Raw genomic sequence first — 26024 nt, 5'->3', positions numbered from 1 at the left:
TCGACTACCTCGTGTTCCTGGTCATGTGAGTCATGTGACGCATCAGGACTTCCTGGGTCGCCTCCGCCCGTGGAATCTCACCGGTGAGCCGGCCGGCCGCCATCGTGTACACGCGGTCGCACATACCGAGCAGCTCGGGGAGTTCGGAGGAGATGAAGATGACGGCCTTTCCCTCGGCGGCGAGCCGGTCGATGACGGTGTAGATCTCGTACTTCGCGCCGACGTCGATACCGCGCGTGGGCTCGTCGAGGATCAGCACCTCGGGTCCCGCGAAGATCCATTTGCCGAGGACGACCTTCTGCTGATTGCCGCCCGACAGCCGGCCCGCCTGTTCGAAGACGGTCGGTGCCTTGATGTTCATGCTCGCGCGGTACGACTCGGCGACCCGTGTCTCCTCGTGCTCGTCGACCACCCCGCGTCGGGCGACCTTCGACAGGGCGCTCAGGGTGATGTTCCGGCCGATGGTGTCGATGAGATTGAGCCCGTACCGCTTGCGGTCCTCGGTGACATACGCGATGCCGTGCGCGACGGCCTCCGGCACCGTCCGCGTACTGATCTCCCGGCCGTCCTTGAGTACGCTCCCGCTGATGTTCGTGCCGTACGAGCGGCCGAAGACGCTCATGGCCAGTTCGGTGCGGCCCGCGCCCATCAGCCCGGCGATCCCCACGATCTCGCCCTTGCGGACCCGGACCGAGACGCCGTCGACGACCTTGCGCTGCTGGTCGATCGGGTGGTGCACCGTCCAGTCGCGCACCTCAAGCGCGGGGTGGGCGCCCGGATCGCCCTCGTAGGGGGTGCGTTCGGGGAAGCGGTGGTCGAGATCGCGGCCGACCATGCCCCGGATGATCCGGTCCTCGGTGGTCGACTCGGCCTTCACATCAAGGGTCTCGATGGTCCGGCCGTCCCGCAGGATCGTGACGGAGTCGGCCACCTCCGCTATCTCGTTCAGCTTGTGCGAGATGATGATGGAGGTGATGCCCTGCTCCTTCAACTCCCTTATCAGCCGCAGGAGCTGGGCGCTGTCGCCGTCGTTGAGCGCGGCGGTCGGCTCGTCGAGGATCAGCAGCTTCACCCGCTTGGCGAGCGCCTTCGCGATCTCCACGAGCTGCTGCTTGCCGACCCCGATATCGGCGACCCGGGTCCCCGGACGCTCGTCCAGACCGACCCGCTTGAGCAGCGAGGCCGCGTGTCTCAGGGTGTCGTTCCAGTTGATGAAGCCACGCGTGGCGTGCTCGTTGCCGAGGAAGATGTTCTCCGCGATCGACAAGTAGGGGATCAGGGCGAGTTCCTGATGGATGATCACAATGCCCCGGTCCTCGCTGGCCCCGATGTCGCGGAAGGCGCAAGGAGAGCCCTCGAAAAGGATCTCGCCTTCGTAACTGCCGTACGGATGAACCCCGCTGAGCACCTTCATCAGGGTCGACTTGCCCGCTCCGTTCTCGCCGCAGACAGCGTGCACCTCGCCCTGGGCGACCGTGAGGCTGACATCGGAGAGCGCCCTGACCCCGGGGAAGGTCTTCACGATGGAGCGCATCTCCAGGACGGGCGTCGTCACTTCAGGTCACTCGCCTTGAGGTAACCGGAGTCCACCAGTTCCTTCTGGTAGTTCTCCTTGTCGACGCTGACCGGCGTCAGCAGATACGCCGGGACGACCTTGGACTTGTTGTCGTACGACTTCTCGTCGTTGACCTCGACCTTCTCGTCCTTCAGCATCGCGTCCGCCATCCGGGCGGCCGTCCTGGCCAGCAGCCGGATGTCCTTGTAGACGGTCATGGTCTGCTGGCCCGCGATGATCGACTTCACCGAGGCGACCTCGGCGTCCTGCCCGGTGACCAGCGGATACGGCTTCGCGGACGTGCCGTAGCCGTCGGACCTGAGCGACGACAGAATGCCGATGGAGATGCCGTCGTACGGCGAGAGCACCGCGTCCACGTTCTGCGAGCCGTACGACTTGGTGAGCAGGTCGTCCATCCGCTTCTGCGCGGTGCCGCCGTCCCAGCGCAGGGTGGTGACCTGATTCAGCTGGGTCTGTCCGCTCCGGACGACGAGCCGCTTGTCGTCGATGTACGGCTTGAGGGTCTTCATCGCGCCGTTGAAGAAGTACTGGGTGTTGTTGTCGTCGGGGGAGCCGGCGAACAGCTCGATGTTGAACGGGCCCTTCTCGCCGCCGTCCTTCAGACCCAGCTTGTCGATCAGATAGGTGGCCTGGAGGACGCCGACCCGCTCGTTGTCGAACGACGCGTAGTAGTCGACATTCTTGGTGCCGAGGATCAGCCGGTCGTACGAGATGACCTTGATGTTCCGGTCCGCGGCCTGCTGGAGGACATCGCTCAGGGCGCTGCCGTCGATGGCCGCGATGACCAGGACATCCACGCCCTTGGTGATCATGTTCTCGATCTGGGCGACCTGTTGGGCAACGTTGTCCTCGCCGTACTGGAGGTCGGTCTCGTAGCCCAGCTTCTTGAGTTCACCGACGACGTTGTCTCCGTCGGCGATCCAGCGTTCCGACGACTTGGTGGGCATCGAGATGCCGATGGTGGATCCCTTGCCGCCCTTCGTGTCGTCCTTGCTGCCGCCCTCACTGTTCTGCCCGCAGGCGGCGAGTGAGAGGACCAGCGATACGGCGGTGACGGCGAGTGCGGCTCGGCGAGTGCGCATGGGGGCATCAGTCCTTGTCTGGGGTCAGCTGGTTCGGGGTCAGCTGGTCTGGGGGCAGCTGGTCCGGGGTCAGGGGGAAGCGGCTGAGCGGGCCGGGCAGCCGCGAGCCGAGCGGCGACATTCCGCCGTCGGCGCCGTGCCGGATGAGCAGATCGAGGACGAGCCGGCCGCGGCGGATCCGTTCACGGGCGCTGCTGAGGGCGGTGTCCCGCAACTGGGCGCCGTACGGATAGATTCCGGGCGACTTCGACAGTCCGAACTTGAGATAGAGCGGGGCGCCGCGCCGGATCAGCTCCGCCGTCTCGTACATCCGCACATAGCCGCCGAGATCGTCGGGCGCCTCGATATAGAGGTCCATCGGCGCCCGGCTCGCCCGGCGGATCTCGCTGAAATGCGCGAGCGCCAGATCGGAGGGGATATTGATCGAGTCGGCGCCCAGCTGCTCGAACACCGCGTACGACGCCGGGTTGACCGGCCCGATCAGCGCCGACACCTTGAACGTGGTGTCGGCGGGCAGCACGCCCCTGGCGCGCAGCCGGTGCAGGGTCCACAGCACACCCTCGTCCGCGACGAGCAGACACTTCACCCCGAGCCCGGTCGCGCGCAGGGCGTCCTCGACACAGCCGGCCAGGGCGTCATGGCCCCGGGCGCGCAGTCCCGCGCCGCCGGAGTCCGTACGGGTCGAGCCGCCCGTGTCCCATGTCCCGCGCGGCCCGGTGAACAGACACAGCTCGATGTCACGGGCCGCGCAGGCATCGGCCATCTCGCTGATGTCGGCGTCGGAGAGCATCCAGACGCCGCTGCCCTGGCTGACGCGGTGGATGGGCACATCGAGCCGGGCCGACTCCTTGAGGACCTCCGCCAGACACTCGGGGCCCTCCACCGAGGGGACCTCGGTACGCCAGCGGCCACCGTCGGGGAACGAGTGCGGGGAGGCGTCCGCGGGGTGGGGTGCGGGCGCGGTCAGTCCGATCGTGGTGAGCGCCTGCTCGCCGGGTCGGCGGGGGGCGGGGGGCGATACGGCGGGGGCCGTTACGTCGGTCACGGACGGGTCCTCCGGTTCAGTGGTGCGCGGTGTGGGGCCGGTCCGGTCACGGGCCAGGGGCGCAGCAGCACCTTTCCGGTGCCGGGCGTGCCGCGGCCGACCAGCGTCACGGCCTCGCCGTACCGCTCCAGCGGGAATTCGTGGGTGATCAGCTCGGCCGGGGCCAGCAGCCCGGCGGTGAACGCCCGTACGGCGAAGGCCCAGGCGGCGGAGGGCGCGCCGAAGACGCCCCGTACCGTCAGCTGACGTGTCGTCAGCAGAGCTGGATCGATCCCGGTCGCGCCGGGGGCGAACATCCCGGTGAGCACCACCCGGCCGCCGCGCCGGGCGAGGCGACAGGACGAGGCGGCCGTGGACGGTGCGCCGGCGGTCTCCACCACCAGGTCGTAGCGGCCGTGCAGCTCCTTCGCGTCCTCGGGGGTCCCGGTCTGGGTCGCGCCGAACCGCGTGGCGAGCAGAGTCCGTTCGGACCGTGGATCGAGCACCGCCAGCTCGGCGGGGGAGGAGGCCGCGAGCAGCTGTACGGCGAGGAGCCCCAGGGTGCCCGCGCCCACCACCGCGATCCGCTCACCGGGCTCGGGCCGGCCGGACCGTACCGCCGCCGCCACCACGGCGGCCGGCTCCAGCAGGGCGGCGGCCCGAAGATCCGCGTCGTCGGCAAGCGGATGCAACAGCCGTGCGGGCACCACGACATGGTCGGCGAACGCACCGGGAGCGGTGAAGCCCGTCTCCTCGTAACCGCCGGCGCACAGCGAGGTCTCGGCGGCCCGGCACCGTGCGCAGGTCCCGCAGGAGCGGAACCCCTCGGCGACCGTGGCGCGCCCGGTCAGCCGCGCGTCGACGCCCTCGCCCACCGCCTCGACCGTGCCCGCCCACTCATGCCCCGGCGTCACCGGATAGCGCACATAGGCCGCGTCGCGATGTCCGTCGTACACCTCGCGATCGCTTCCGCAGATCCCGGCCGCGGCGACCCGTACCCGTACCTCGCCCGGCCCGGGCACGGGCACGGGACCGCTCACCAGCCGGTGGACACCGGGCCGGTCGACGACGATCGCCCGGCTGGCCGCCGCGTCCGCCGCCGGGCCGGTCACCTCGGTGCCTTCGGCTCGCGCTTCTCCCAGCCCTCGGCCCACAGGTCGAACCGCGCGTGCTGCTGCGGGAATTCGGCCGCCGCGGCCACATCGAACTCGACCCCGAGACCCGGCGCGCGGGACACCTCGAAACACCCCGTCGCGGGATCGACCTCCGGAGCACCGGTGACGACCTTCTTGATCTCCGCGTCCGCGAAGTCGTTGAAGTGCTCAAGAATCTTGAAGTTCGGTGTGCAGGCAGCCAGTTGCAGACTCGCGGCGGTCAGCACCGAACCGCCGACATTGTGCGGTGCGATCAGTGTGTAGTGGGTTTCGGCGGTCGCGGCCAGCTTCCGGGTCTCCAGGATGCCCCCGATGTGCCCCACGTCCGGCTGGATGATGTCGGCGGCGCCCGACTCGAACAGCTCACGGAACTCGATCCGGTCATGGATCCGTTCACCGGTGGCGATCGGCAGCTCGACCTTTGCCGCGACCTTGCTCAGGGCCTTGAGATTCTCCGGCGGCACCGGCTCCTCCAGCCAGGCCGGGGCGTACGGCGCCATCTCGCGCGCCAGCCGTACGGCGGTCGACGGGCTGAACCGGCCGTGCATCTCCAGCATCAGCTCCGCGTCGGGCCCGATCGCGTCCCGTACCGCCTCGATCAGCGCCACCGCCTCGTTCGACGCCGCCCGGTCCAGCTCGAAGTGGCCGGTGCCGAACGGGTCGATCTTCAGGGCCCGGTAGCCACGCGCGATCACCGCCTCGGCCGCCCGGTGGTACGCCTCCGGGGTCCGCTCCGTGGTGTACCAGCCGTTGGCGTACGCCTTGACCCGGTCGGTGACCTTGCCGCCGAGCAGCTGCCACACCGGCACACCCAGCGCCTTGCCCTTGATGTCCCAGCAGGCCATCTCCACGACCGCGATGCCCGACATCACGATCTCGCCGGCCCGCCCGTAATCGCCGTACTTCATCCGCCGTACGAGATCCTCGACGGCGAACGGGTCCGAGCCCTGGATGTGGTTGGCCTCGGCCTCGCGTAAGTACCCGAGCAGCGCGTCCGTTCTGCCGAGCATCCGGGTCTCGCCGACCCCGGTGAGCCCTTCGTCCGTATGGACCAGGACATAGGTGAGGTTGCGCCAGGGTGTACCGACCACATGTGTGCTGATTCCCGTGATACGCAAGGCAGTTGCCCTCATCTCGTTCGGTATTTCGGCACCCGTTCGAAATCGTGGCGTGACGGTATTCAGGCACTCCGAGGGGTGTCAATGGGTAGCGCGGCGGTTAGCCTGTGTTCGTCATTCCGACCGATGGTCGAGGTACCGAACAAGAGGGGTGGGTGAGCGGTCGTGGGACGGCTGGTCCCCGCGGTGACGCGGGCCCTGGACATACTCGAACTGTTCCTGGAAGGCGACGGCACGCTCTCCGCCCCCGATGTCATCAGGAAACTCCAACTGCCGCGCACCACCGTGCACGAACTGCTCACCACGCTCGCGGCCCGCTCGTATCTGGCGGCCGTCCCGGGACAGCCGGGTCGCTACCGGCTCGGCGTGCGCTCCTACCAACTCGGCAGCAGATACGCGGAACAGCTCGATCTCGCCGCCGAGGGCGGCCATGTCGCCCGCGAGATCGCGGAGACGTGCGACGAGACCGTACATGTCGCGATCCTGGAGGGGACCGATGTCATCTACATCGCGAAGGTGGACTCCACGCACGCGGTCAGGATGGTCTCGGCGGCCGGCCGGGGACTGCCCGCCCACTGCACCTCGGTCGGCAAGATGCTGCTCGCCTCACTGCCCGAGGACGAGCTGGAGAACCGAATCGCCGGGCATGAGTTCACCGCGATGACGCCCGCCAGCATCACCGATCCGCGGGTGCTGCGGGCGGAGCTGGCGGGCATCAGGGAGCGCGGTGTCGCCGTCGAGCACCGCGAGTCCAACCCCGATGTGAGCTGTGTGGCGGCGCCGGTACGGGACAGCGCGGGCCGGGTCGTCGCGGCTCTGTCCATCTCCGTGCCGGTGACCCGGTGGAGCGACGCGCGCGAGGAGGAGCTTGCCCGGCTCGCCACGAAGGGCGCGGACGCGCTCTCGGCGCGGCTCGGTCACCGCGGGCGGTGAGGTGCCGGTCGCCCACCGGGAGGATGCCGAGCGGGCTAGGCCCGGTGTGAGCGACCGCGGCCCGGCGGCGAGAATGGGCGTATGGCCCGACGCCCCGCTCGCCCCAGCCGCCCCGCTCGCTCCAGCCGGTCCGCCGTCACCGCCGACTCGCCCTGTCCCTGCGGGATGGACGCCACGTACGGCGCGTGCTGCGGACGGTTCCACACCGGTCCCGCCACCGCACCCACCGCCGAGCTGCTGATGCGCTCCCGCTACAGCGCCTTCGCCGTCCTCGACGCGGCCTATCTGCTGCGCTCCTGGGACCCGGCCACCCGCCCGCCGACCGTCGATCTCGACCCCGCGACGCGGTGGACCGGCCTGGAGGTCCTGGACACCACCGAGGGCAGCCCGTTCCACACCACGGGCACCGTCACCTTCCGGGCCCACTTCACCCAGCGGGGCGAGCCGGGTGTCCTTGAGGAGCACAGCCGGTTCGCGCGCCACGACGGGGCCTGGGTGTACGTGGGGCACGCTTGAGCGGCACCTTCGTGGACGGAGCGGACGGAGCGGACGGCCGGGCTTCCTGACACCCGAGTCAGGAAGCCCGGGTAAGGTGTCCTCCGTGACACGCAAAAAGGCTGTCCTGAGGCGTGAGGAAATCCTCGAAGCGACAGTGGAGCAGATCAAGCTGCGGGGCATCACGACCACCCGCGTCGCCGATGTCGCCGGGGCGTTGAAGGTGAGCAGTGGGCTGGTCCACTACCACTTCGCGACCAAGGAACTGCTCGTCGAGGAAGCCTTCGCCCACGCGGCGCGACGGGAGATGGAGGCGCTGCGGACGACGGTCGCCCGGTCCGGCTCCGCGCTGACCCGGATGAAAGCGCTGATCCGGCTGTACGCGCCGACGGGGCAGGCGCCCGGCTGGCGGCTGTGGATCGACGGCTGGTCGGCGGGCATGCGGGACAAGGGCCTCCACGACGTGATGCGAGAGATGGACGAGGAGTGGAAGTCCCGCATCGTGTCGCTGGTCCAAGAGGGAATGGACAGCGGCGAGTTCCACTGCGCGGACGCCCGGGTCGCGGCGTGGCGGATCACACTCTTCCTCGACGGTCTCGCCGTGCAGCTCATCGCCCGGCGGGGCGCCCTGGAGAAGGCGGAAGCCTCGCGGTGGGTGCGTGAGCACGTGGCCGCGGAGCTCGGGATCGATCCGGCGGCTCTCGGACCGCGCGGTGCCGCCGTACAGCAGACCGACCTGTCCTGACCCGTCCTCCTCGACGGGGTGAACGCGGAGGCCGGGACGGCCCGGCCTCCGCGTGACGGCGACGACGAACTCACCGCTCCAGTACGGCCATGGCCGCGTTGTGCCCGGGGATACCGCTCACACCACCGCCGCGCACCGCGCCCGCGCCGCAGAGCAGTACGTTCTTGTGCGCGGTCTCGACCCCCCAACGGCCGGTGCCCTTCTCCTCGTCGGCGAACGGGAACGCCAGCGACCGGTGGAAGATGTTCCCCCGGGGCAACCGCAGCTCCTCCTCCAGGTCGAGGGGGGACTTCGCCTCGACGCACGGCCTGCCGTCCTCGTCCCGTACCAGACAGTCGGCGATCGGCTCGTCGAGCACCGCGTCGAGTTCGGCGAGAGCCGCCTTGAGCAGGGCCTCCCGCTTGGAGTCGTGGTCCTCCGTGAACAGCCGCGCCGGCGTGTGGACTCCGAACATCGTCAGCGTCTGGTAGCCGCGGGCGACCAGCTCCGGGGCGAGGATGGTCGGGTCGGTCAGCGAGTGGCAGTAGATCTCCGAAGGCGGTGCCGACGGCAGCGCGCCGCCTGCCGCCTCCCGGTAGGCCCTGGCCAGTTGGCCGTAGCCCTCGGCGATGTGGAACGTACCGGAGAACGCCTCGCGCGGGTCGACGGACGTGTCACGCAGCCGCGGCAGCCGGCGCAGCAGCATGTTGACCTTGAGCTGGGCGCCCTCGGGCCGGTCGGCCGGAGTCTCGTCGCCGACGAGCCGGGCAAGGGCCTCGGGGGACGCGTTCACCAGGACCTTGCGCGCCGCGACGGTGCCTTCCCCGGCCCGGGTGCGATACGTGACAACGGACTGCGCATCGTCCGGGTCGATCCGGAGCACTTCGTGACCGGTGATGATCTCGGTGCCGGCCGCCCGGGCCGCGTGGGCCAGCGCGTCGGTGAAGGCGCCCATACCGCCGACCGGAACGTCCCAGTCTCCCGTGCCACCGCCGATCACGTGGTACAGGAAGCAGATGTTCTGGGCCAAGGACGGGTCGTGCGCGTCGCTGAAGGTCCCGATGATGCCGTCGGTGAGAACGACACCGCGCACCAGGTCGTCCCTGAACCGCTCTTCGATCGCGACACCGAGCGGCTGCTCGAACAGCATCTGCCAGGCGGCGTCGTCGCCGATCCGCGCGCGAAGGGCCTCACGGGTCGGCAACGGCTCGGTGAGCGTCGGGAAGACGCTCCTGGCGACGCGTCCCGTCGTGGCGTAGAAGTCCTGCCACGCCTCGTACTCCGCGTCGGATCCCGTGAGGGCACGGAAAGACGCGCGGGTGCGCTCCTCACCGCCCCCGACCAACAGCCCGGTCGGGCGCCCGTCACGCACCGTGGGCGTGTAGGAGGCCACGGAGCGCTTCCGTACGGCGAAACTCAGCCCCAGGTCGTCGACGACCTTCGACGGCAGCAGAGAGACGAGGTACGAGTAGCGGGACAGACGCGCGTCCACACCCGCGAAGGCCCGGGTCGAGACGGCGGCCCCTCCCGTGACACCGAGACGTTCGAGAACGAGCACCGAGCGCCCCGCCCGAGCGAGATACGCGGCGGCCACCAGCCCGTTGTGACCACCACCGACAATGACGACGTCGTAGACGTCCTTGGTGAATTCCGCTTGTGCTGCCATGACTCTTGGTAACACGCTCGTGTCGCGCATCGCAACGAATACTGACTGACTCAGCAGTCAGCGACCGTCCGGACGCTCCAGGGCGACGAAGCGGCGACCCGCCACCGTCCACTGCTCGGACGGGGCCCAGCCCGTGGCGCGGGCGTGCCGTATGAGCGCGCGGACGCCGACCCGGGCCCACGAGAACGCCTCGCCCGGGGCGCCGTTGCCATTGTCGACCCGCACCCGGACGCGCTCGTCCAGCTCGGCGTCCGTGCCGGCCGAGGCCGCTTCGACGATCAGCGAACCGGCCGTGCCGACCACCCCGGTGAGCCGGGAGAGCAGCGCCGGCGGATCCCCACCGATCCCGATATTGCCGTCCATGAGCAGCGCGGTGTGCCAACCGCCCTCCCGGGGCAGCGGATCGAACACCGACCGCACCAGCGCGCTGCCGCCCGCGCGTACGGCCCGCGCCACGGCCGCCGGGCTGATGTCGATGCCCAGGGAGGGGCGGCCCCGGGACGCCAGCGCCGCCACGAGCCTGCCGGGACCGCAGCCGATGTCGAGCACGCTGCCCCGGCAGCGCTCGAGCACCGTCAGATCGGCGCTGTCGGGCTCCGCGCACCAGCGCTCCACCTCCAGCGGCAGCAGCCAGCCGTCGGAGCGCCGCAGGAACAGCGGGCCGCGGCCGGTACGGAGCGCGTCGGTGTACGGGTCCGCCTGCCACGGGGCCTTCCGGCGCGGCCGCAGGGCGCCCGCCGCGGGCGACCGGGGCGGGGCCGGGGCATGGGCCTGGCCGTGGGCCTGAACGAGGGCCTGGGCCTGGGCGGTGGTCCTGGCGGTCGTCATCGCACCCCGGCCCCGGTGAGCCGGCCGAGGGCCGCGGCGAACCGGCTGCCCGGTGCCTCGGCCGCGACCAGCGTGGCGTCCCGCGCGGTGTCGACATCCCGCAACGGCGCCAGATCCCGTACGGCGAGCCCCGCGTCCAGCAACCGCGCGCGCTGTACGGCACCGGTCTCGGGCACCGACATCGGTACGCCCAGCAGGAGCGCGGGGTCCGGCGCGGCGAGACCCAGCGCCCAGAACCCGCCGTCCAGAGCGGGCCCGAACCACGCGTCGGTGCCCTGCCAGGCGTCGGGCGCGAGAGCGGGGGCCAGCAGCTCAGGGGTGAGCTGCGGGGTGTCCATCCCGACGAGCACGGCGGGCCCCGTACAGAACCCGAAGGCGGCGGCCAATCGCTCGTCCAGCCCGCCGCCCGACTGCGGTATGACCTCGATCCCGGCCGGCAGCCAGTCTCCCGGGACACCGTCGAGGACGAGCAACCGGCGTCGTACGGGCGCGGCCAGCACCGCGGCGAGCGTGTCGCACAGCGCCGCCTCCGCGAGCGCCGCGGCCTCCTCGGGCCGGAACGGGGGAGTGAGCCGTGTCTTGACGCGCCCGGCCACGGGCGCCTTCGCCAGGACGAGGAGAGTGGTCATCGGACACCCGCCCGGCTCGTCCCGTTCCGCCCGGCGCGCGAGCCCTCCGCGCCGGCCCCGGCCGGCGGCTCCGCGAGCACGCCGCGCATGTCGTGCACCGCCTGCCAGGTGCCGCGCCAGGTGCCGGTCACCTTCGATCTGCCGGTACGCGGCAGATACGGCACATCGCGCTCGGCCACCCGCCAGCCCGCGTCGGCCGCCCGTACGACCATCTGGAGCGGGTAGCCGCTGCGGCGGTCCGTGAGGCCGAGTCCGAGCAACGCCTCGCGCCGCGCCGCGCGCAGGGGGCCCAGATCGTGCAGCCGCAGGCCGGTTCTGCGGCGCAGCAGCCACGCCAGCGCCAGATTCCCGGCCCGCGCGTGCGCCGGCCAGGCCCCGCGCGCCCGCGGCCTGCGGCGGCCGAGCACCAGCTCGGCCCGGCCCGCCGCGATCTCCGCCACGAAGGCGGGCAGCAGCCCGGGGTCCAGGGAGGCGTCGCAGTCGCAGAAGCAGACGAACTCCGCCTCGGCCGCGAGCAGTCCGGCATGACAGGCGGCCCCGAACCCGCGCCGCGGTTCGTGCACCACCGTCGCGCCGAGCCCGGCGGCGATCTCCGCGGAGCCGTCGGCCGAGCCGTTGTCGACGACGATCGCGCGCCAGCCGTCCGGCATGTGCTGGAGCACCCAGGGCAGGGCAAGGGCCTCGTCGAGGCAGGGGAGTACGACGTCAACCGTCGTGGGTTCGGAGAAGGTCACGTCCATCACCGTATGAATTCGGGAACCGACAAAAGGGATGTGAGGCCTTACGAAACACGGACATCCACGGGGCGGCGACCGGCCCCGGGCCGTTCGGGTCACAGCACACCGCGCGGGATCGCGCCAGGGCAGCCGGGACCGGTCGGGGCAGCCGGGACCGGCCCGGGACGCCGTACCGCTCCGGGCCGCGCGTGCGTGCCGCTCAGAGGACCACGGCCGCCCGCTGACCGGCCGCGGCGAACTCCGCCATGCCCTCGGCGAATCCGACCGACGGCCGCCAGCCGAGCTCCGCCCTGAGCCGCGCCGACGACGCCGTGATGTGCCGGACGTCGCCGAGCCGGTACTCCCCGGTGACGACCGGTTCGGGGCCGCCGTGCGCCGCCGCCAGCGCCCCCGCCATCTCGCCGACCGTGTGCGGCTCGCCGCTGCCGGTGTTGAACGCGCTCAGCACGCCGGGCTCCCGGATCCGTACGGCACTCAGCGCCAGCGCGTTCGCCGACGCCACATCCCGTACATGAACGAAGTCCCGCCGCTGCCCGCCGTCCTCGAAGACCCGCGGCGCCTCGCCCCTGGCGAGCGAGGAGCGGAAGAACGAGGCGACCCCCGCGTACGGGGTGTCGCGCGGCATCCCCGGCCCGTACACATTGTGGTAGCGCAGCGCGACGGCCCGGCCCCCGGTGGCCCGCGCCCAGGCCGCCGCCAGATGCTCCTGGGCCAGCTTCGTCGCCGCGTACACATTGCGCGGATCCGTGGCCGCGTCCTCATCGATCAGCCCCGGCGCCAACTCCGCGCCGCAGGACGGGCAGCCGGGCTCGAAGCGCCCGGCGTCCAGGTCGGCCACCGCCCGTGGCCCCGGCGCGACCCGGCCGTGCCGGGGGCAGTCGTAGCGGCCCTCGCCGTAGACGACCATCGACCCGGCGAGCACCAGGTCCCGCACCCCCGCCTCCGCCATGGCCGCGAGCAGTACGGATGTGCCCAGATCGTTGCAGCCGACATAGTCGGGGGCGTCCGCGAAGTCCTTGCCGAGCCCGACCATAGCCGCCTGGTGGCAGACCGCGTCCACACCGGCCAGGGCGGCGGCGAGGGCCGTCCTGTCCCGTACGTCGGCGTGGATCCACTCCGCCTCCGGGGGACACGGTGGTGGGACGGGGTGCGCCGAGGGCAGCAGGGCGTCCAGGACGACGGGCCGATGGCCGAGGGAGCCGAGAGTGGTGACGATGTGCGAGCCGATGAAGCCCGCGCCTCCGGTGACGAGTACGCGCATGGCGGGGACGCTATGCGGCCCCCGGCCGCCACGCGCGGTCACGCGCCGGGGCGTCACAGGTCCGTAAGATCGCGGCCCCCGTGTGGCCGACCGGGTGCGCGCGAGGCGCGCTCAGGGGCCGGGCGCCCGCAGGACCTCCGCGAGGTCGTACCGCACCGGCTCCTCCAACTGCGCGTACGTGCAGCTCGCGGGCGTACGGTCGGGCCGCCAGCGGCGGAACTGCGCGGTGTGCCGGAACCGGTCGCCCTCCATATGGTCGTACGCGACCTCGCACACCCGCTCGGGCCGCAGCGGAAGCCACGACAGATCCTTCGTACCGGACCAGCGGCTCGGCGCGCCCGGCAGCCGGGCGCTCTCGTGCGCGGACTCCTCCGCCCACGCCGCCCAGGGATGGCCCTCCGCCGACTCCATACGCAGCGGGGCCAGTTCCTCGATCAGCTCCGCCCGGCGCTTCATCGGGAACGCGGCGCACACCCCGACATGCTGGAGCGCGCCCGCCGAGTCGTACAGCCCCAGCAGCAGCGAGCCCACCACGGGGCCGCTCTTGTGGTGGCGGTAGCCGGCGACGACCACATCCGCGGTCCGCTCGTGCTTGATCTTGTACATGGACCGGGTGTCCGGCCGGTACGGCAGATCGAGGGGTTTGGCGATCACGCCGTCAAGACCGGCGCCCTCGTACCGCTCGAACCACTCCCTGGCCACCTCGATATCGCACGTGGCGGGCGCGAGATACACCGGTGGGTGCAGCACCGCGAAGGCGGCCTCCAGCGCCTCTCTGCGCCGCGCCTGGTCGATGGTGAGCAGTGAGGTGTCCCCCAGGGCCAGCAGATCGAAGATCACGAAGCTCGCCGGGGTCCGCTCGGCGAGCAGGTCCACCCGGGACTTCGCCGGATGGATGCGTTCGGTCAACCGGTCGAAGTCCAGCCGGTCCCCATGGACGATCACGATCTCGCCGTCCACCACACAGCGACCGGGCAGCTCGGCGCGCAGGGCACCGACCAGCTCCGGGAAGTACCGGGTCAGGGGCTTCCCGGTCCTGCTGCCGATCACCACCTCGTCGCCGTCGCGGTGGACGATCGCCCGGAAGCCGTCCCACTTGGCCTCGTACTGCATCCCGGGCGGGATACGCGCCACGGACTTGGCGAGCATGGGTTTCACGGGAGGCATCACCGGCAGATCCATGCCCCGATTGTGCTCGGGAACGGCGGGCCGCGCCCGATATGCGCTCCGCGCGGGCCCGGCCTACGGTGGCGCACATGGGTGGTGCAGCGGTGGAGCTGGAAGCGGGCGGCAGGGCCGTACGGCTGTCCAGCCCGGACAAGATCTACTTTCCCGAGCGCGGTTTCACCAAGCTGGATGTGGCGCGCTACTTCCTCGCGGTCGGGCCCGGCATCCTGCGTGCCCTGCGCGACCGGCCCACCACCCTGGAGCGGTTCCCCGAAGGCGTCGACGGCGAGTCCTTCTTCCAGAAGCGCGCCCCCAAGAACCTGCCCGACTGGATCCCCACCGCCCGTATCGACTTCCCCAGCGGCCGTTCGGCCGACGAGATCTGCCCGACGGAGGTCGCCGCCGTCCTGTGGGCCGCGAACCTCGGCTGTCTCACCTTCCACCCCTGGCCGGTGCGCAAGGGCCGCACCGACCACCCCGACGAGCTGCGCATCGACCTCGACCCGCAGCCCGGCACGGACTTCAAGGACGCGGTCGCCGCCGCCCACGAACTCCACGCGTTCCTGGAGGAACAGGGGCTGCGCGGCTGGCCCAAGACCTCCGGAGGACGCGGCCTCCATGTGTTCGTACCGATCGAACCGCGCTGGACCTTCACCGAGGTACGTCGGTGCGCCATCACCGTCGGCCATGAGCTGGAGCGGCGCATGCCGGGCCGGGTGACCACCGCCTGGTGGAAGGAGGAGCGCGGCCGGCGGATCTTCGTCGACTACAACCAGACCGCCCGCGACCGCACCATCGCCTCCGCCTACTCCGTACGCCCCAAGCCGCACGCCCCGGTCTCCGCGCCACTGCGCTGGGCCGAGCTGGACGATGTCGCGCCGCAGGATTTCGATCTGGCGACGATGCCGGTGCGCTTCACCGAAGTGGGCGATCTGCACGCCGAGATGGCGGACCGGCCGCACAGCCTGGAAGGGCTGCTGGAACTGGCCGACCGCTACGAACGGGACCACGGCCTGGGGGACATGCCGTACCCGCCGGACTACCCGAAGATGCCGGGGGAGCCGAAGCGGGTCCAGCCCAGCCGGGCCAGGAAAGAGCCGTAGACGCGGAGGTGCCCCCTCTCCGGCGGAGAAGGGGCACCTCCTTGATGCTGGGTCCTCAATCTGAGGCTCGCCCTGCGGCTTGCTCTACAGCTCCTGGATACGGATGTCGCGGTACGAGATCACGTCCGTCGTGCCGTGGACCTGGAGCCCGATATAGCCGGAGGCGTACCGCCGGCCGTCGGTGCCGGGGTCTCCGGCGCGCTCCGGGTAGAAGGTCTGCCCGCCCACATTGTCGAACTCATTGATCACGACACCGTTGCGCAGGATCGTGAAGTGCTGGTCGACCACGCGGATCTCGTAGTCGTTCCAGGTGCCCTTCGGAGTGACCCCGGCGCCGCCCAGACCCACGCGGTCGAAGCCGTAGATCGAGCCGGTCTTGTACATGTCGCCGTCGGGCCGGTCGAGGATCTGGATCTCATGGCCGTAGTTGATGGCGACCCACTCCGGCCGGGACTCCTCCGGGTGGTCGTGGACATTCGGGAAGCGGACGAAGACACCGCCGTTGGCGTTGCCGTTGCCCGGGGCGTCGTCGCGGAACTGGAGCTTCAGCGAGAAGTCGCCGTACTTGCGCTCCGGGAACCACAGCATGCCCATGCCCTGGACCGTGGTGCTGCTGGTGATGGCACCGTCGCCGGAGAGCGCGAACTTACCGCCGCCGACCTGCTGCCACTTGGCGAGGGACGCCGCCGTGCCGTCGAAGAGCGAGCGGTAGCCCTCGGTCTGTCCGGGCTGGCCGATCTTGGACTGCTTGGCGGCCCTGGTGATCTTGTTGAACTCGCGCTGGTCGATGACATTGTCGGCGAGCAGCTTGTCGAGCACCGTGTCGACGTGCTTGAGGAAGAGGGCGTGCGAGCTCCAGTCCTTCTCGTCCTCGATCAGCTCGTTGATCGTGCACCGGTTACGGGTCAGCCGGTTCGGCACGCCCGTGTCGACCGTACCGACGATGACCGTCAACCGCTCGTCGAACTCCGGGCAGTTGGGCGCGGGAACGCCCCCGCCCTGCGCGATGGTGAACGACGCCTGCTTGGCCTGCGCGGTGTTGCCCGCCTTGTCCGTCGCCCGGTACGCGAGGACGTGATAGCCGACCTGGTCGACGATCACGGGCGTCGTGTACGCGAGATACGGACCGCCATCGAGGGAGTACTCGATCTTGTCGACCCCGGACTCGGAGTCGGTCGCGGTGACGGTCGCCTTGGCGCTGGTGATGAACGCGCCGTTGGAGTTCTTGTCACCGGTCACGACCGCACCGGTCACCGGCGGGGTGGTGTCCTTCGCCGGCGCCTCCACGACCGTGAAGTCGACCGACTTCTCGGCCGCCGCGTTGCCCGCCTTGTCGGTCGCGCGGTAGCGGACCTTGTGGGTGCCGGTCTGGTGCACCATCACCGGAGCGGTGTACTCCTGCCAGGCGCCATCGGCACCGAGCGCGTACTCGATCTTGTTGACGCCCGAGCCGGTGTCCGAGGCGGTGACGGTGACCGTGGCCATCGTCAGATAGTTGCCCGCCTCGTCCTTCTCGCCGCTCACGGTCGCCGAGGTCTCCGGCGGGGTCGTGTCATCGGTCGGCGGGGCGACGACCTTGAACGAGACGCTCTTCTCGGCCGCCACGTTCCCCGACTGGTCGGTGGCCCGGTATCTGATCGTGTGATCACCGACCTGGTCGACCACCACGGGAGCGGTGTACGGCTGCCACGGTCCGTCGGCGCCGACCGCGTACTCGGTCGTCGCCACCCCGGAGCCCGAGTCGGTCGCCGTCACGGAGACCGTCGCGGAACCGACGTACGCGCCGTCGCCGTTCTGCTGTCCCTCCACCTTGGCGTCGGTCTCGGGAGCCGTGGTGTCACCGGGCCCGACCTCGGTCACGGTGAGCACACCGGTCATCTGCCCGTGCCCCGGGATGACGCAGTGGAAGCGGTACTTGCCCGGGGTCAGATTGACCTCGGCCGTGTACTTGCCGCCGTTGGCGTCACTCGGGTTGGCGAGGATGTTCAGCTGGACGTCGTTGTTGTACTCGGGATCGGACACATCGAAGGTCAATGTGTGCGGCATCCCGGTCGTGTTGCCGGTCGCCGTGCTGTTCTCGAAGACGATCGTGGTCGGCCCGGCCAGCGCGGTGGTCGGGAAGGAGAGGTACCTGTCGATGGGGTCGCCGGCCGTCCAGGTGAGCACCTGGGCCGCTGCCGCCTTCCCGCCGTCCGTACGGTCGTCGCTGCGCCCGTACGCCGCCGTCGAGGTCAGCCCCAGCACCATCAGGAACGCGCCCACCAGGGCCGTCCACAGGCGTAGAGGCCGATTCCTCAGGAGAGATCGGTGTCTCACTGCGCCGCCTTCCTGACCAGATTGGCGGCGGCCGGTGTCGCCGCGCCGCCCTTGTACGTCACACGCCACAGCGCGGACTGGTTGTCGGAGGTGAAGAAGCCCCGCCCGTAGTCGAGGACATAGAGCGAGCCGTCCGGGGCGAACTTCCAGTCCATCAGGTTGCGGATACCGCCCTGACCGACCGGAATGATCTTCTTCAGTGTTTCCGCGTGCACCGGCAGACCGCCCTGGCCGATGGTCTTCGGGTCCGTCACCACCGCGTGGCGCGGGCTCTCCGCGGCATCGTAGAAGTCACCCACGAACCACTTGCCGTCCCAGTACTCCGGCCACTTCTCGGTGCTGGCGCTCTGCGCGTCGTACCGGTAGACCGGGCCGTCCATGGTGGCCTGGCCGCCGCCCTTGAGCCATGGCAGGAGGTACTTGGCCTCCTCCGGCTTGTAGCTGGGCACCCCGTTCGCGTCACGCGGGTAGTCCGGGGCACCGCCCTGCGGCGAGTACCAGATGGTGTTGCCCGTGACGGGCGGCAGATTCACCAGGCCGTCGTTGTTGGGCGACTCGTTCTTCGGCGCGGCACAGTTGTACCAGCCGAGCGGCTTGGACGGGTCGGGCAGATTGCGGTCCCGGTAGGGCTGGTTGTTGCCCATGCAGAACGGCCAGCCGTGGTTGCCCGCCTTGGTGATCGCGGAGAAGGTGTCGTACTTCGCCGGACCCCAGACGGTGGACGGCGAACCGGCGTCCGGGCCGACCCAGCCCGCGTACAGCGTGTCGGTCTTCTTGTCGATGGAGATACGCGCCGGGTTGCGCACGCCCATCACATAGATCTCACCGCGGGTCTTGCCGCCGCCCTCGGCCTGCTCCTTGCCCGTGAAGAGGTTCCCCTCGGGCAGGGTGTACGTGCCGTCGGACTCCGGGTGGATACGGAGGATCTTGCCGTTCAGGTTGTTGGTGTTGCCCGCGGTGCGGCGCGCGTCCGCGAAGGAGACACCCTTGTAGTTCGGCTGCGGGTTGTTGCCCGAGTAACCGTCGCTGAATCCGGACGAGTTGTTGTCGCCGGTCGCGATGTAGAGGTTGCCCTTCGAGTCCCAGGCCATGCCACCGCCCGCGTGGCAGCAGCTGTTCACCTGCACCGGCCACTTCAGCAGGACCTTCTCGGAGGCGAGATCCAGCTTGTTGGTCGCCAGGTCCAGTGTGAAGCGGGAGACGCGGCGCTCCGCCATCCGGGTGTCACGGTTGAGCTGGGAGTGCGGGGTGTAGTGCAGATACACCCAGCCGTTGGTCTCGAAGGCGGGGTCCAGCTCGATACCGAGAAGCCCCTCCTCGACCTTGATCAGCTCATCGCCGCCGCCCTTGTTGCCGAAGATCGTCAGCGCGCCCGCGAGCGTCACCTGCTTCGTCTTCGGGTCATAGACATGGATCTGGCCCAGACCCTTGCCGATGTTCGGGTTGGCCCAGTCGGTCACCACCGGGGCGCTGTTGTCGCCACCGCCGCGGCCGATGTAGAACACACGGCCGTCGGGCGCCACGACCATGCCGTGCGGCTCGCCGATCTGGTCCTGCTGGCCCGCCTGGTTCGGCTGAGTGACGCGCTCCGCCTTGTAGTTGGAGTCGATCGTCGCCTTGCAGTCGGCGGGGGAGATACGGGTGGTCCATTGCAGCGCGCCGCGCAGATGGGTGCGGAAGTCGGTCTCGGCGAACGAGTCGGCCGTACCGCCCATCCCGGTGTAGAAGGACCGGCCGCCGTCGTAGTCACGGCACCAGGAGATCGGGTGGTCGGCGCCGTTGGCACCCGTGCCGGGCTTGTAGCTGGCCTCCCTGACGCGGGCGACCGTATGCACCTTGCCGGACGGGTTGGTGGCCCAGTTGAGCCACTTGTCCGGCCGCTTCCACTCCAGCGGCAGGCTCTTGGTGGCCGGGTTGACGCGGTCGCCCACCTCGACGGTCGCGCGCTGGACGGTCGCGGGACTGGTCGTGGGACGCGCTCCGATCAGCCCGGTGAACCAGTCGGAGTACGGCTCCGTACGGGCCGCGTCATGAATGCCGAGGAAGCCGCCACCGGCCTCCACATAGGCTTCGAGGCCGGCCTCCTGATCGGGATCGAGTACATCGCCGCCGCCCGTGAGGAAGACGACAGCGTTGAACTTGCCGAGCCTCGTGGCGTTGGTGAAGACCGAACCGTCGTCCGTCGCCTCGGTCTTGAAGCGTCCGGCCGCGGGTCCCGTCAGCCCGATCGTCTCGATGGCCTCGATACCGGCGTTGACGACCGGCGACTCCTCGGTGGCCGAAGCGTGGAAGACCAGGACCTTGACATTCTCGCCGCCGGGCGGCGACGGAAGGGACAACGTTGTCGACGACGGCTCCGGGTACGGCTTGGCCGTGGCGGCGGTACCGCCGAGCAGGGACGCCGCCATCGTGCCGGCCACCAGGGCCGCGGCCATTCCGCGCCTGGATCTTGACCGGTGATGTGGTGCGCTCTGCATGTGTTCACCCACCCCTCTTTGGTCACAGCAACAGCGCCTGAAGCTAGACCTCTTTGGTCAGTTCGCCAATAGGTACGACCGCATTCCCACCAACTTTGTCCTGAGTGTGGATAAACGAAGATCCCTGGTCTACCGTGTGGCCGTCCCCGGGGCCTCATGTGCCCCGTAAATATCCGTACGGCACTGGGGAGTTCGGTATGGCCATGGACAGACGGAGCTTCAATCGGCGGCTGTTGGCGGGTGGCGCGGTCGCCGCGACGGGGGTGACATCGTTGTCGGTGGCCTCGGCCTCCACGGCCACCTCGGCCCCCGCGGCGGTGACTCCGCCCAGAACCGCACCTGCGGGTGGTCAGGTACGTCACCTCAAGCTCTACGCCGAGACCCTGCCGAACGGTCAGATGGGCTACGGCCTGGAGAAGGGCAAGGCGAGCATCCCGGGCCCGCTGATCGAGATCACGGAGGGGGACACCCTCCATATCGAGTTCGAGAACACGATGGACGTGGCGGCCAGCCTCCATGTCCACGGCGTGGACTACGACATCGCCAACGACGGCACCAGGATGAGCAAGAGCCATGTGGAGCCCGGCGGTACGCGTACGTACACCTGGCGCACCCACGCGCCCGGCAAGCGCGCGGACGGCACCTACCGGCCGGGCAGTGCGGGGTACTGGCACTACCACGACCATGTCGTCGGCACGGACCACGGCACGGGCGGCATCCGGAAGGGCCTCTACGGTCCGGTGGTTGTCCGCAGGAAGGGTGACATCCTCCCGGACAAGCAGTTCACGATCGTCTTCAACGACATGACGATCAATAACAAGCCGGGCGCGGAGAGCCCCAACTTCGGGGCCACGGTGGGGGATCGTGTCGAGATCATCATGATCACGCACGGCGAGTTCTACCACACCTTCCATATGCACGGTCACCGCTGGGCGGACAACAGAACGGGCCTGCTCACCGGCCCGGAGGACACCAGCCGTGTGATCGACAACAAGATCACCGGCCCGGCGGACTCCTTCGGCTTCCAGATCATCGCGGGCGAACTCGTGGGCGCGGGTGCCTGGATGTACCACTGCCATGTCCAGAGCCACTCGGACATGGGAATGGCCGGCCTGTTCCTGGTGGCGAAACCGGACGGCACGATCCCGGGGTACGAGCCGCACCATCCGGCGCACTCGATGGGGGCGGAGGGCGCGGGGGACGCGAAGGGGGCGGAGCATTCGGGGCATTAGGGGGTAGTCGGGGGCAGCCGGTGCGTTTGGTGTCGGGTGGGGGCCGCCCCTGATCTTTGAGTGTCGCGGTTGCGGGTCGGGCGTCAAGGGCGCTCCTTCGTCGCGTCGGCAAGCCGATGGGCTGCGCCCACCCTTGACTCCCAACCCTCCACCGCAAGTGCAGCTTTGAGGGGGGCGGCCCGGGGGAGGGGTCCCCGGGGGGCCTGTCTATTGGACCGGCCCGGTTCCCGGCCTGCGGCCCGGTGGGCCCTGCGGGGCGCGCGGGAGTGGAGTGGGGCGGCCCGGCACCGGCTCAGCGGGCTGGTGTGGGTGGGTGGTTGGGACTCATGCCCCGCTGTGCGGGCTCGTTGTCGGGTGACATCTGTCAGCCGAGGCAGACGGATCCGTCACCCGCCCCCTATGTCCCAGTTCGGCGGGCTGTTCGGGGGCTCCCCGGCCGGTCATGTGTCCTGGGTTCGGTTAAGTCGTTCCCACGGCGCATCACCGGCTCTGACTGGCCCATTGGCCGCCCCATGAGTCACACCCGCCCCTCTGCTCACACACCCCGGGGCGGTGGGGCGGGTGTGACTGGCGAGGTGCTGATTGGACCGGTCGGAGGGGTGATGTGTCATGGGGCCCGGTTAACCGAACTCCGGACGCAAGACCCGCCGGATCACTCCCCAAAGCCCCTTCCAAACAGGGACATTGGGGGCAGGTGGCACGCCCGTCCACCTCGGCTGACAGGTGTCACCCGGCAACGGACCCGCACAGCGGGGCATGAGTCCCAACCACCCACCCACGCCTGCCCGCTGAGCCGGGGCCGGGCCGCCCCACTCCACTGCCGCGCAGACCACCCACCGACCTGCGGTCGGGAACAGGCCGCCGGTACATGGGTGCTTCCCCGGGGACCCCTCCCCCCGGGCCGCCCCCCTCAAAGCAGCACTTGCGGTGGAGGGTTGGGTGTCAAGGGTGACCGGAGGTCATCGGCTTGCCGACGCGACGAAGGAGCGCCCTTGACGCCCAACCCGGAACCGCGAAACTGAAACCCAAGGGGCGGCCCCCACCCGACACCAAACCCCCCGGCCCACCCCGACTACCTCTCGGCACGAACCCGCACCCAACCCCAAACCCACCCACCCCGCCCCCTCACTCACCCCTCCGCCAGCCGCACCTGTTCCTCCTCCACGATCCTGCGCGCGATGTCGCGGTCCGAGGCGTCGATCGCGTCCGGTGTCGCGTCCGCCAGGTCGCTGCGTCTGGCGTACGCGTCGAACAGTCGGTTCTTGTTCGCGAGGATGTGCAGCAGGCGCTGGTCCACGCTGTCCACCGCGAGCAGTCGGTGGACCTGTACCGGACGGACCTGTCCCATCCGGTGGGCGCGGGCCACCGCTTGGTGTTCCAAGGTGGGTTTGACCTGTGGTTCGCAGAGGATGACCACCGACGCGGCCTGCATGTTGAGCCCGACGCCGCCCGCCTGGATCTGGCTCAGCAGCACCGCGTGGCCCGGGGCCGCCGTGAAGCGGTCGACGATCCCCTGGCGGCGCGCCGCCGGCACATCGCCGGCGAGCGGGCCGAACGCCCGCTCGCCCAGGGCTTCTCGGACCGTGGCGAGAACATCCTGAAAGTACGAGAAGACGACGACCTTCAGTTCGTTCTCCGCCGCCTCGGTCACCAGCTCACGCAGCCGCCCGAGCTTCGCCGAGGTCCCCGGGCGTGCGTACGCGGCCCGGCGCATCCGCATGAAGTGCCCGGAGGCCACGGCCTCCCGGTAGGCCGCCAGATCCCCGGCGCTCAGCTCCTCCCACTCGTCGACCTGTACCAGCGCGGGCAGTTCGGCGAGGACGTCCTGCTGGTTGCGGCGCAGATAGGCGGGGGCGACCGCGCGGCGGAAGGCATGGGAGCCCGCGACCGCGTCGATTCCCTCCACCGCCTGGGCCAGTTCGGGCTGGAGGCGCTGGACCAGGCTGCGGAACTCCGCGACCCGGTTCTCCATCGGCGTACCCGTCATGAACAGGACGTGTTCGGCCCCTGCCGTCCAGCCGGAGAGGGCACGGGATCTGCGGGTGTCCGGGTTCTTCACATAGTGAGCCTCGTCGACCACCAGCATCCGGGGCTCCGGGGAAGGCGGCTTCATGGCCTCGGCCCGCGGCTCCGCGTCCCCGGCCAGTGGTAGCGTATGCAGGGAGTCGAAGGTGGTGACGGCGACGCCGCCTCGCTCGCGCCACTCCCTGAACGCCTCCCGCCGCTCCGGGCCGTGCACCGGAACCGCCCGCAGGGTGCTGCGGGCACGGATCTCCCGGGTCCAGTTGATCAGCACGCTGTTGGGGCACACCACCATGAAGTGCGTGCCGCCGCGCGCCGCGAGATGGGCGAGCGCGGCGATGGCCTGCACCGTCTTGCCGAGGCCCATCTCGTCGCCGATGATCACCCGTCGCTGGCTCAGCGCGAAGCGCGCCCCGAACGACTGGTAGCCACGCAGCGACACCCGCAGTCTGGTGTCGTCCAGTTGCTGGGCCCGGACCCGCCCCGCGATCTCGGACGGCATGAACCCCTCGGACGCGGCGACATCGGGCGCGCCGCCCGTGGTCTCGGCGAGCACGCTGTAGTACTCGGCCGAGCGCAGCTCGAAGTCGATCCAGCATTCGACGTCCGAGGCCGGCTCCCGCAGCAGATCCACCGAGAGCTGCGCGAACAGCATCGGTACGTCCGCTTCCGCGGCCTCGTCGAGTCGCTGCCGGATCCGGCCGACCGCGCCGAGTGCCCGCTCCCGCCGTTCCCGTCCCATGAGCGCCATCCGCAGCCGACCGCGCGTGGGCTCGGCTTCCGGCAGCAGTGCGCGCAGCTCCGTGGTGAGCCGCTCGGCGGAGTCGTGCGCGCGCCGCAGCCCCGGTCCCGCCTCGACCAGCCGGTGCAGGGCCGTCACCAGCGCGGTGGTGCGCGGCTCGGGGTGGTCCATGTCGATGCGTACGGAGACGGTCTCCCCGACCGCCTCGGCGATCCGGGTGGCGGCGGCCACCGCCTGGTCGGCGGTGTGCCCGCCGACGCCGGGCAGTTGACGCAGGGCGTGCCGGCCCGCCTCGTACACCTCGCCCACCGAGGTGAAACCGGCCTGTTCGAGCGCGCCGAGCCGTAACCGGCCCGAGGTGACGTCCTTGAGCCGGGAGACCGGGATCGCGGCGAGCTCCGCGCCCGTCAGCTTCCGCCGGAGCGGCCGGTGGGCATCGCGTACGGCGGTGACGGCTCGGTCGTGGTCGTCGAGCAGCCGCTGTGCGCCGTCGAGCAGCGACAAGGCCGCGTCGAGCACGGCACCGGCCCGTCGTCCCGCGGGCACCGGGGGGTGTCCCGGCGTGGCCCCCGCACCTCTCATACGCCTCTCCACCCGATACCGGACCGAACCGCTCTGTCCGCACCTGACCGGCTCATATGCTCCCACGCCCACCGGACGAAGAGGCCCGTGCCCCGCTACCGGGCCCGTGTCCTTCCAGCTAAAACTAAACGAACGATCGTGCTAGCATCTTCCCATTCGCCGGCCGATCAAGGAGATCCGGGCCATGTCACCCATGACCGCGCTCGTCCAGACCGTCTCTCGTACCGCCCTGCGCACCGCCCTCAACACCACCTCGCACCTCGCCCCCCGGCTGGCCGGACGCGCCGCCTTCGCCGTCTCTCTGCGGCCCGTCGGCCACAGCCGTCTCCGCCCGGGGGAGAGCGAGTTGCTCGCCGAGGCCCGTACCGGACGGCTCACCGTGAACGGCAAGTCCGTCGTCACCCATCAGTGGGGCGACGGCTCGCGTCCCGTGCTGCTCGTGCACGGCTGGGAGTCACGTGCCTCGCGGCTCGGGGCATTCGTCACGGCGCTGCGCGAACAGGGCTACAGCCCGGTCGCGTTCGACGCCCCGGCGCACGGCGCCTCCTCGGGGCGTGACACCTCGATCATCGAATACCGGGAGATCATCAGACGGTTGCACGCCGAGCACGGGAGATTCGAGGCCGTCGTCGCCCACTCGTTCGGTGTGCTCGCGACGTTCTTCGCGCTGCGCGACGGCGTGGAGGCACGCCGGGTGGTCGGGATCGGCGGGGTCGCCGAATTCGACTGGATCATCGGTGGGTTCCGTACGATGCTCGGTCTGCGGGAGCGGATAGCCCGCGACATGCGCGGCCATCTCGAACGGGTCATGCTTCCGGGGGAGCCGGACATCTGGCGGCGCCTCAGCGCCACCCATCGTCCGGAGGAGATCGGCGTCCCTGTTCTGCTCGTCCACGACGAGGACGACGACAGGGTGCCGCTCGACCAGTCCCGGGCCCTCGTCCGCGCGTACGGGGAGAGCGCGCGGCTGGTCGTGACCCGGGGGCTCGGCCACCGGAGGATCCTCGGCGACCCCGAAGTGGTCGCCACCGCCGTGGACTTCGTACACCAGGAGCGGCAACACGCCGCCCCGTCGGAGCGACGGGTCGAGCCGGGCGTACGGGATGCCGCCCCGCGCCCCGGATCAGCCGTCCTCTGACGCGGCCGTCCCTGACGC

General features: G+C 70.3%; 20 protein-coding genes. 6 read left to right on the top strand and 14 right to left on the bottom strand.

The window, feature by feature from the left end; genetic code table 11:
- Positions 1-4: 4 nt before the first annotated feature.
- Genes mmsA through M1203_RS00895 form a run of 5 tightly spaced genes read right to left on the bottom strand, consistent with a single transcriptional unit; the run spans position 5 to position 5954 of the window.
- Positions 5-1555, bottom strand: coding sequence for a multiple monosaccharide ABC transporter ATP-binding protein (gene mmsA, locus M1203_RS00915; protein WP_249947494.1), 1551 nt, complete (start codon positions 1553-1555; stop codon positions 5-7).
- Positions 1552-2658, bottom strand: a complete 1107-nt coding sequence (gene chvE / locus M1203_RS00910) for a multiple monosaccharide ABC transporter substrate-binding protein (RefSeq protein ID WP_249947493.1) — start codon at positions 2656-2658, stop codon at positions 1552-1554. The genes mmsA and chvE overlap by 4 nt, the downstream gene beginning before the upstream one ends.
- 7 nt (positions 2659-2665) lie before the next feature.
- Complete coding sequence (locus tag M1203_RS00905; protein WP_249947492.1) at positions 2666-3703, bottom strand: hypothetical protein; 1038 nt, start codon at positions 3701-3703, stop codon at positions 2666-2668.
- The gene (locus tag M1203_RS00900; protein WP_249947491.1) at positions 3700-4794 is read right to left on the bottom strand and encodes an alcohol dehydrogenase catalytic domain-containing protein; all 1095 of its coding nucleotides are present in this window, start codon (positions 4792-4794) and stop codon (positions 3700-3702) included. Before M1203_RS00900 ends, M1203_RS00905 begins: the two co-directional genes overlap by 4 nt.
- Positions 4791-5954, bottom strand: coding sequence for a mandelate racemase/muconate lactonizing enzyme family protein (locus M1203_RS00895; RefSeq protein WP_249947490.1), 1164 nt, complete (start codon positions 5952-5954; stop codon positions 4791-4793). The genes M1203_RS00900 and M1203_RS00895 overlap by 4 nt, the downstream gene beginning before the upstream one ends.
- Positions 5955-6119: 165 nt before the next feature.
- On the opposite strand from M1203_RS00895, the gene M1203_RS00890 reads away from it, so the two are divergent.
- The 3 genes from M1203_RS00890 to M1203_RS00880 all read left to right on the top strand — a co-directional run bounded on the left by M1203_RS00890 (position 6120) and on the right by M1203_RS00880 (position 8127).
- Complete coding sequence (locus tag M1203_RS00890) at positions 6120-6887, top strand: IclR family transcriptional regulator (protein WP_249947489.1); 768 nt, start codon at positions 6120-6122, stop codon at positions 6885-6887.
- 81 nt (positions 6888-6968) lie between these two features.
- Positions 6969-7403: a YchJ family protein gene (locus tag M1203_RS00885; RefSeq protein WP_249947488.1), complete on the top strand. Its 435-nt coding sequence runs from the start codon at positions 6969-6971 to the stop codon at positions 7401-7403.
- A gap of 85 nt (positions 7404-7488) precedes the next feature.
- Positions 7489-8127 carry a TetR/AcrR family transcriptional regulator gene (locus M1203_RS00880; protein ID WP_249947487.1) on the top strand — a complete coding sequence of 213 codons (639 nt, stop codon included), beginning with the start codon at positions 7489-7491 and terminating at the stop codon, positions 8125-8127.
- Between the two features lie 70 nt (positions 8128-8197).
- On the opposite strand, the gene M1203_RS00875 is transcribed toward M1203_RS00880, so the two are convergent.
- From M1203_RS00875 to M1203_RS00850, 6 genes are all read right to left on the bottom strand, one after another.
- A complete protein-coding gene (locus tag M1203_RS00875; protein WP_249947486.1) occupies positions 8198-9772 on the bottom strand; it encodes an NAD(P)/FAD-dependent oxidoreductase in 1575 nt (524 codons plus the stop codon).
- A 57-nt stretch (positions 9773-9829) separates the two neighbouring features.
- Entirely contained in the window at positions 9830-10600 is a 771-nt protein-coding gene (locus M1203_RS00870) for a methyltransferase domain-containing protein (protein ID WP_249947485.1), read from the bottom strand.
- Positions 10597-11229, bottom strand: coding sequence for a DUF2064 domain-containing protein (locus M1203_RS00865; protein ID WP_249947484.1), 633 nt, complete (start codon positions 11227-11229; stop codon positions 10597-10599). The genes M1203_RS00870 and M1203_RS00865 overlap by 4 nt, the downstream gene beginning before the upstream one ends.
- On the bottom strand, positions 11226-11969 hold the full coding sequence (locus M1203_RS00860) for a glycosyltransferase family 2 protein (RefSeq protein WP_249947483.1): 744 nt from the start codon (positions 11967-11969) through the stop codon (positions 11226-11228). Before M1203_RS00860 ends, M1203_RS00865 begins: the two co-directional genes overlap by 4 nt.
- Before the next feature lie 196 nt (positions 11970-12165).
- Complete coding sequence (locus M1203_RS00855; RefSeq protein ID WP_249947482.1) at positions 12166-13227, bottom strand: NAD(P)-dependent oxidoreductase; 1062 nt, start codon at positions 13225-13227, stop codon at positions 12166-12168.
- Between the two features lie 111 nt (positions 13228-13338).
- Positions 13339-14409, bottom strand: a complete 1071-nt coding sequence (locus M1203_RS00850; RefSeq protein WP_249947481.1) for an ATP-dependent DNA ligase — start codon at positions 14407-14409, stop codon at positions 13339-13341.
- 74 nt (positions 14410-14483) lie between these two features.
- On the opposite strand from M1203_RS00850, the gene ligD reads away from it, so the two are divergent.
- The gene (gene ligD, locus M1203_RS00845) at positions 14484-15497 is read left to right on the top strand and encodes a non-homologous end-joining DNA ligase (RefSeq protein ID WP_249947480.1); all 1014 of its coding nucleotides are present in this window, start codon (positions 14484-14486) and stop codon (positions 15495-15497) included.
- Between the two features lie 84 nt (positions 15498-15581).
- Here the strand turns inward: ligD and M1203_RS00840 are convergent, their stop codons facing one another.
- Both M1203_RS00840 and M1203_RS00835 read right to left on the bottom strand, forming a co-directional pair.
- Positions 15582-17813 carry an OmpL47-type beta-barrel domain-containing protein gene (locus M1203_RS00840; RefSeq protein WP_249947479.1) on the bottom strand — a complete coding sequence of 744 codons (2232 nt, stop codon included), beginning with the start codon at positions 17811-17813 and terminating at the stop codon, positions 15582-15584.
- Positions 17810-20290 (bottom strand): ThuA domain-containing protein, encoded by a 2481-nt coding sequence (locus M1203_RS00835; protein WP_249947478.1) that lies wholly within the window; start codon positions 20288-20290, stop codon positions 17810-17812. The genes M1203_RS00840 and M1203_RS00835 overlap by 4 nt, the downstream gene beginning before the upstream one ends.
- A 203-nt stretch (positions 20291-20493) precedes the next feature.
- Between M1203_RS00835 and M1203_RS00830 the strand changes: the two genes are divergently transcribed.
- Complete coding sequence (locus M1203_RS00830) at positions 20494-21522, top strand: multicopper oxidase domain-containing protein (RefSeq protein WP_249947895.1); 1029 nt, start codon at positions 20494-20496, stop codon at positions 21520-21522.
- Positions 21523-22651: 1129 nt separating this feature from the next.
- Here the strand turns inward: M1203_RS00830 and M1203_RS00825 are convergent.
- Positions 22652-24868, bottom strand: a complete 2217-nt coding sequence (locus M1203_RS00825; RefSeq protein ID WP_249947477.1) for a DEAD/DEAH box helicase — start codon at positions 24866-24868, stop codon at positions 22652-22654.
- A gap of 184 nt (positions 24869-25052) precedes the next feature.
- Here M1203_RS00825 and M1203_RS00820 point away from each other — a divergent pair, with 184 nt between their 5' ends.
- Positions 25053-26006 carry an alpha/beta fold hydrolase gene (locus M1203_RS00820; RefSeq protein WP_249947476.1) on the top strand — a complete coding sequence of 318 codons (954 nt, stop codon included), beginning with the start codon at positions 25053-25055 and terminating at the stop codon, positions 26004-26006.
- The last annotated feature ends 18 nt before the right edge of the window (positions 26007-26024 follow it).

The sequence above is a fragment of the Streptomyces sp. 35G-GA-8 genome (genome assembly GCF_023534745.1).
Lineage (GTDB): Bacteria > Actinomycetota > Actinomycetes > Streptomycetales > Streptomycetaceae > Streptomyces.
Note: the sequence above shows the minus strand (reverse complement) of the source record. Positions and strands in the feature narration are given on the sequence as shown.

Bases quoted from the DNA above. Each gene is read 5' to 3' on its own strand.
- M1203_RS00855 (WP_249947482.1), bottom strand. From the start codon at position 13,227: ATGCGCGTACTCGTCACCGGAGGCGCGGGCTTCATCGGCTCGCACATC.
- M1203_RS00870 (WP_249947485.1), bottom strand. From the start codon at position 10,600: ATGACGACCGCCAGGACCACCGCCCAGGCCCAGGCCCTCGTTCAGGCC.
- M1203_RS00830 (WP_249947895.1), top strand. From the start codon at position 20,494: ATGGACAGACGGAGCTTCAATCGGCGGCTGTTGGCGGGTGGCGCGGTC.
- M1203_RS00835 (WP_249947478.1), bottom strand. From the start codon at position 20,290: ATGCAGAGCGCACCACATCACCGGTCAAGATCCAGGCGCGGAATGGCC.
- M1203_RS00860 (WP_249947483.1), bottom strand. From the start codon at position 11,969: ATGGACGTGACCTTCTCCGAACCCACGACGGTTGACGTCGTACTCCCC.
- M1203_RS00865 (WP_249947484.1), bottom strand. From the start codon at position 11,229: ATGACCACTCTCCTCGTCCTGGCGAAGGCGCCCGTGGCCGGGCGCGTC.
- M1203_RS00820 (WP_249947476.1), top strand. From the start codon at position 25,053: ATGTCACCCATGACCGCGCTCGTCCAGACCGTCTCTCGTACCGCCCTG.
- M1203_RS00825 (WP_249947477.1), bottom strand. From the start codon at position 24,868: ATGAGAGGTGCGGGGGCCACGCCGGGACACCCCCCGGTGCCCGCGGGA.
- ligD (WP_249947480.1), top strand. From the start codon at position 14,484: ATGGGTGGTGCAGCGGTGGAGCTGGAAGCGGGCGGCAGGGCCGTACGG.
- M1203_RS00885 (WP_249947488.1), top strand. From the start codon at position 6,969: ATGGCCCGACGCCCCGCTCGCCCCAGCCGCCCCGCTCGCTCCAGCCGG.
- M1203_RS00850 (WP_249947481.1), bottom strand. From the start codon at position 14,409: ATGGATCTGCCGGTGATGCCTCCCGTGAAACCCATGCTCGCCAAGTCC.
- M1203_RS00875 (WP_249947486.1), bottom strand. From the start codon at position 9,772: ATGGCAGCACAAGCGGAATTCACCAAGGACGTCTACGACGTCGTCATT.
- chvE (WP_249947493.1), bottom strand. From the start codon at position 2,658: ATGCGCACTCGCCGAGCCGCACTCGCCGTCACCGCCGTATCGCTGGTC.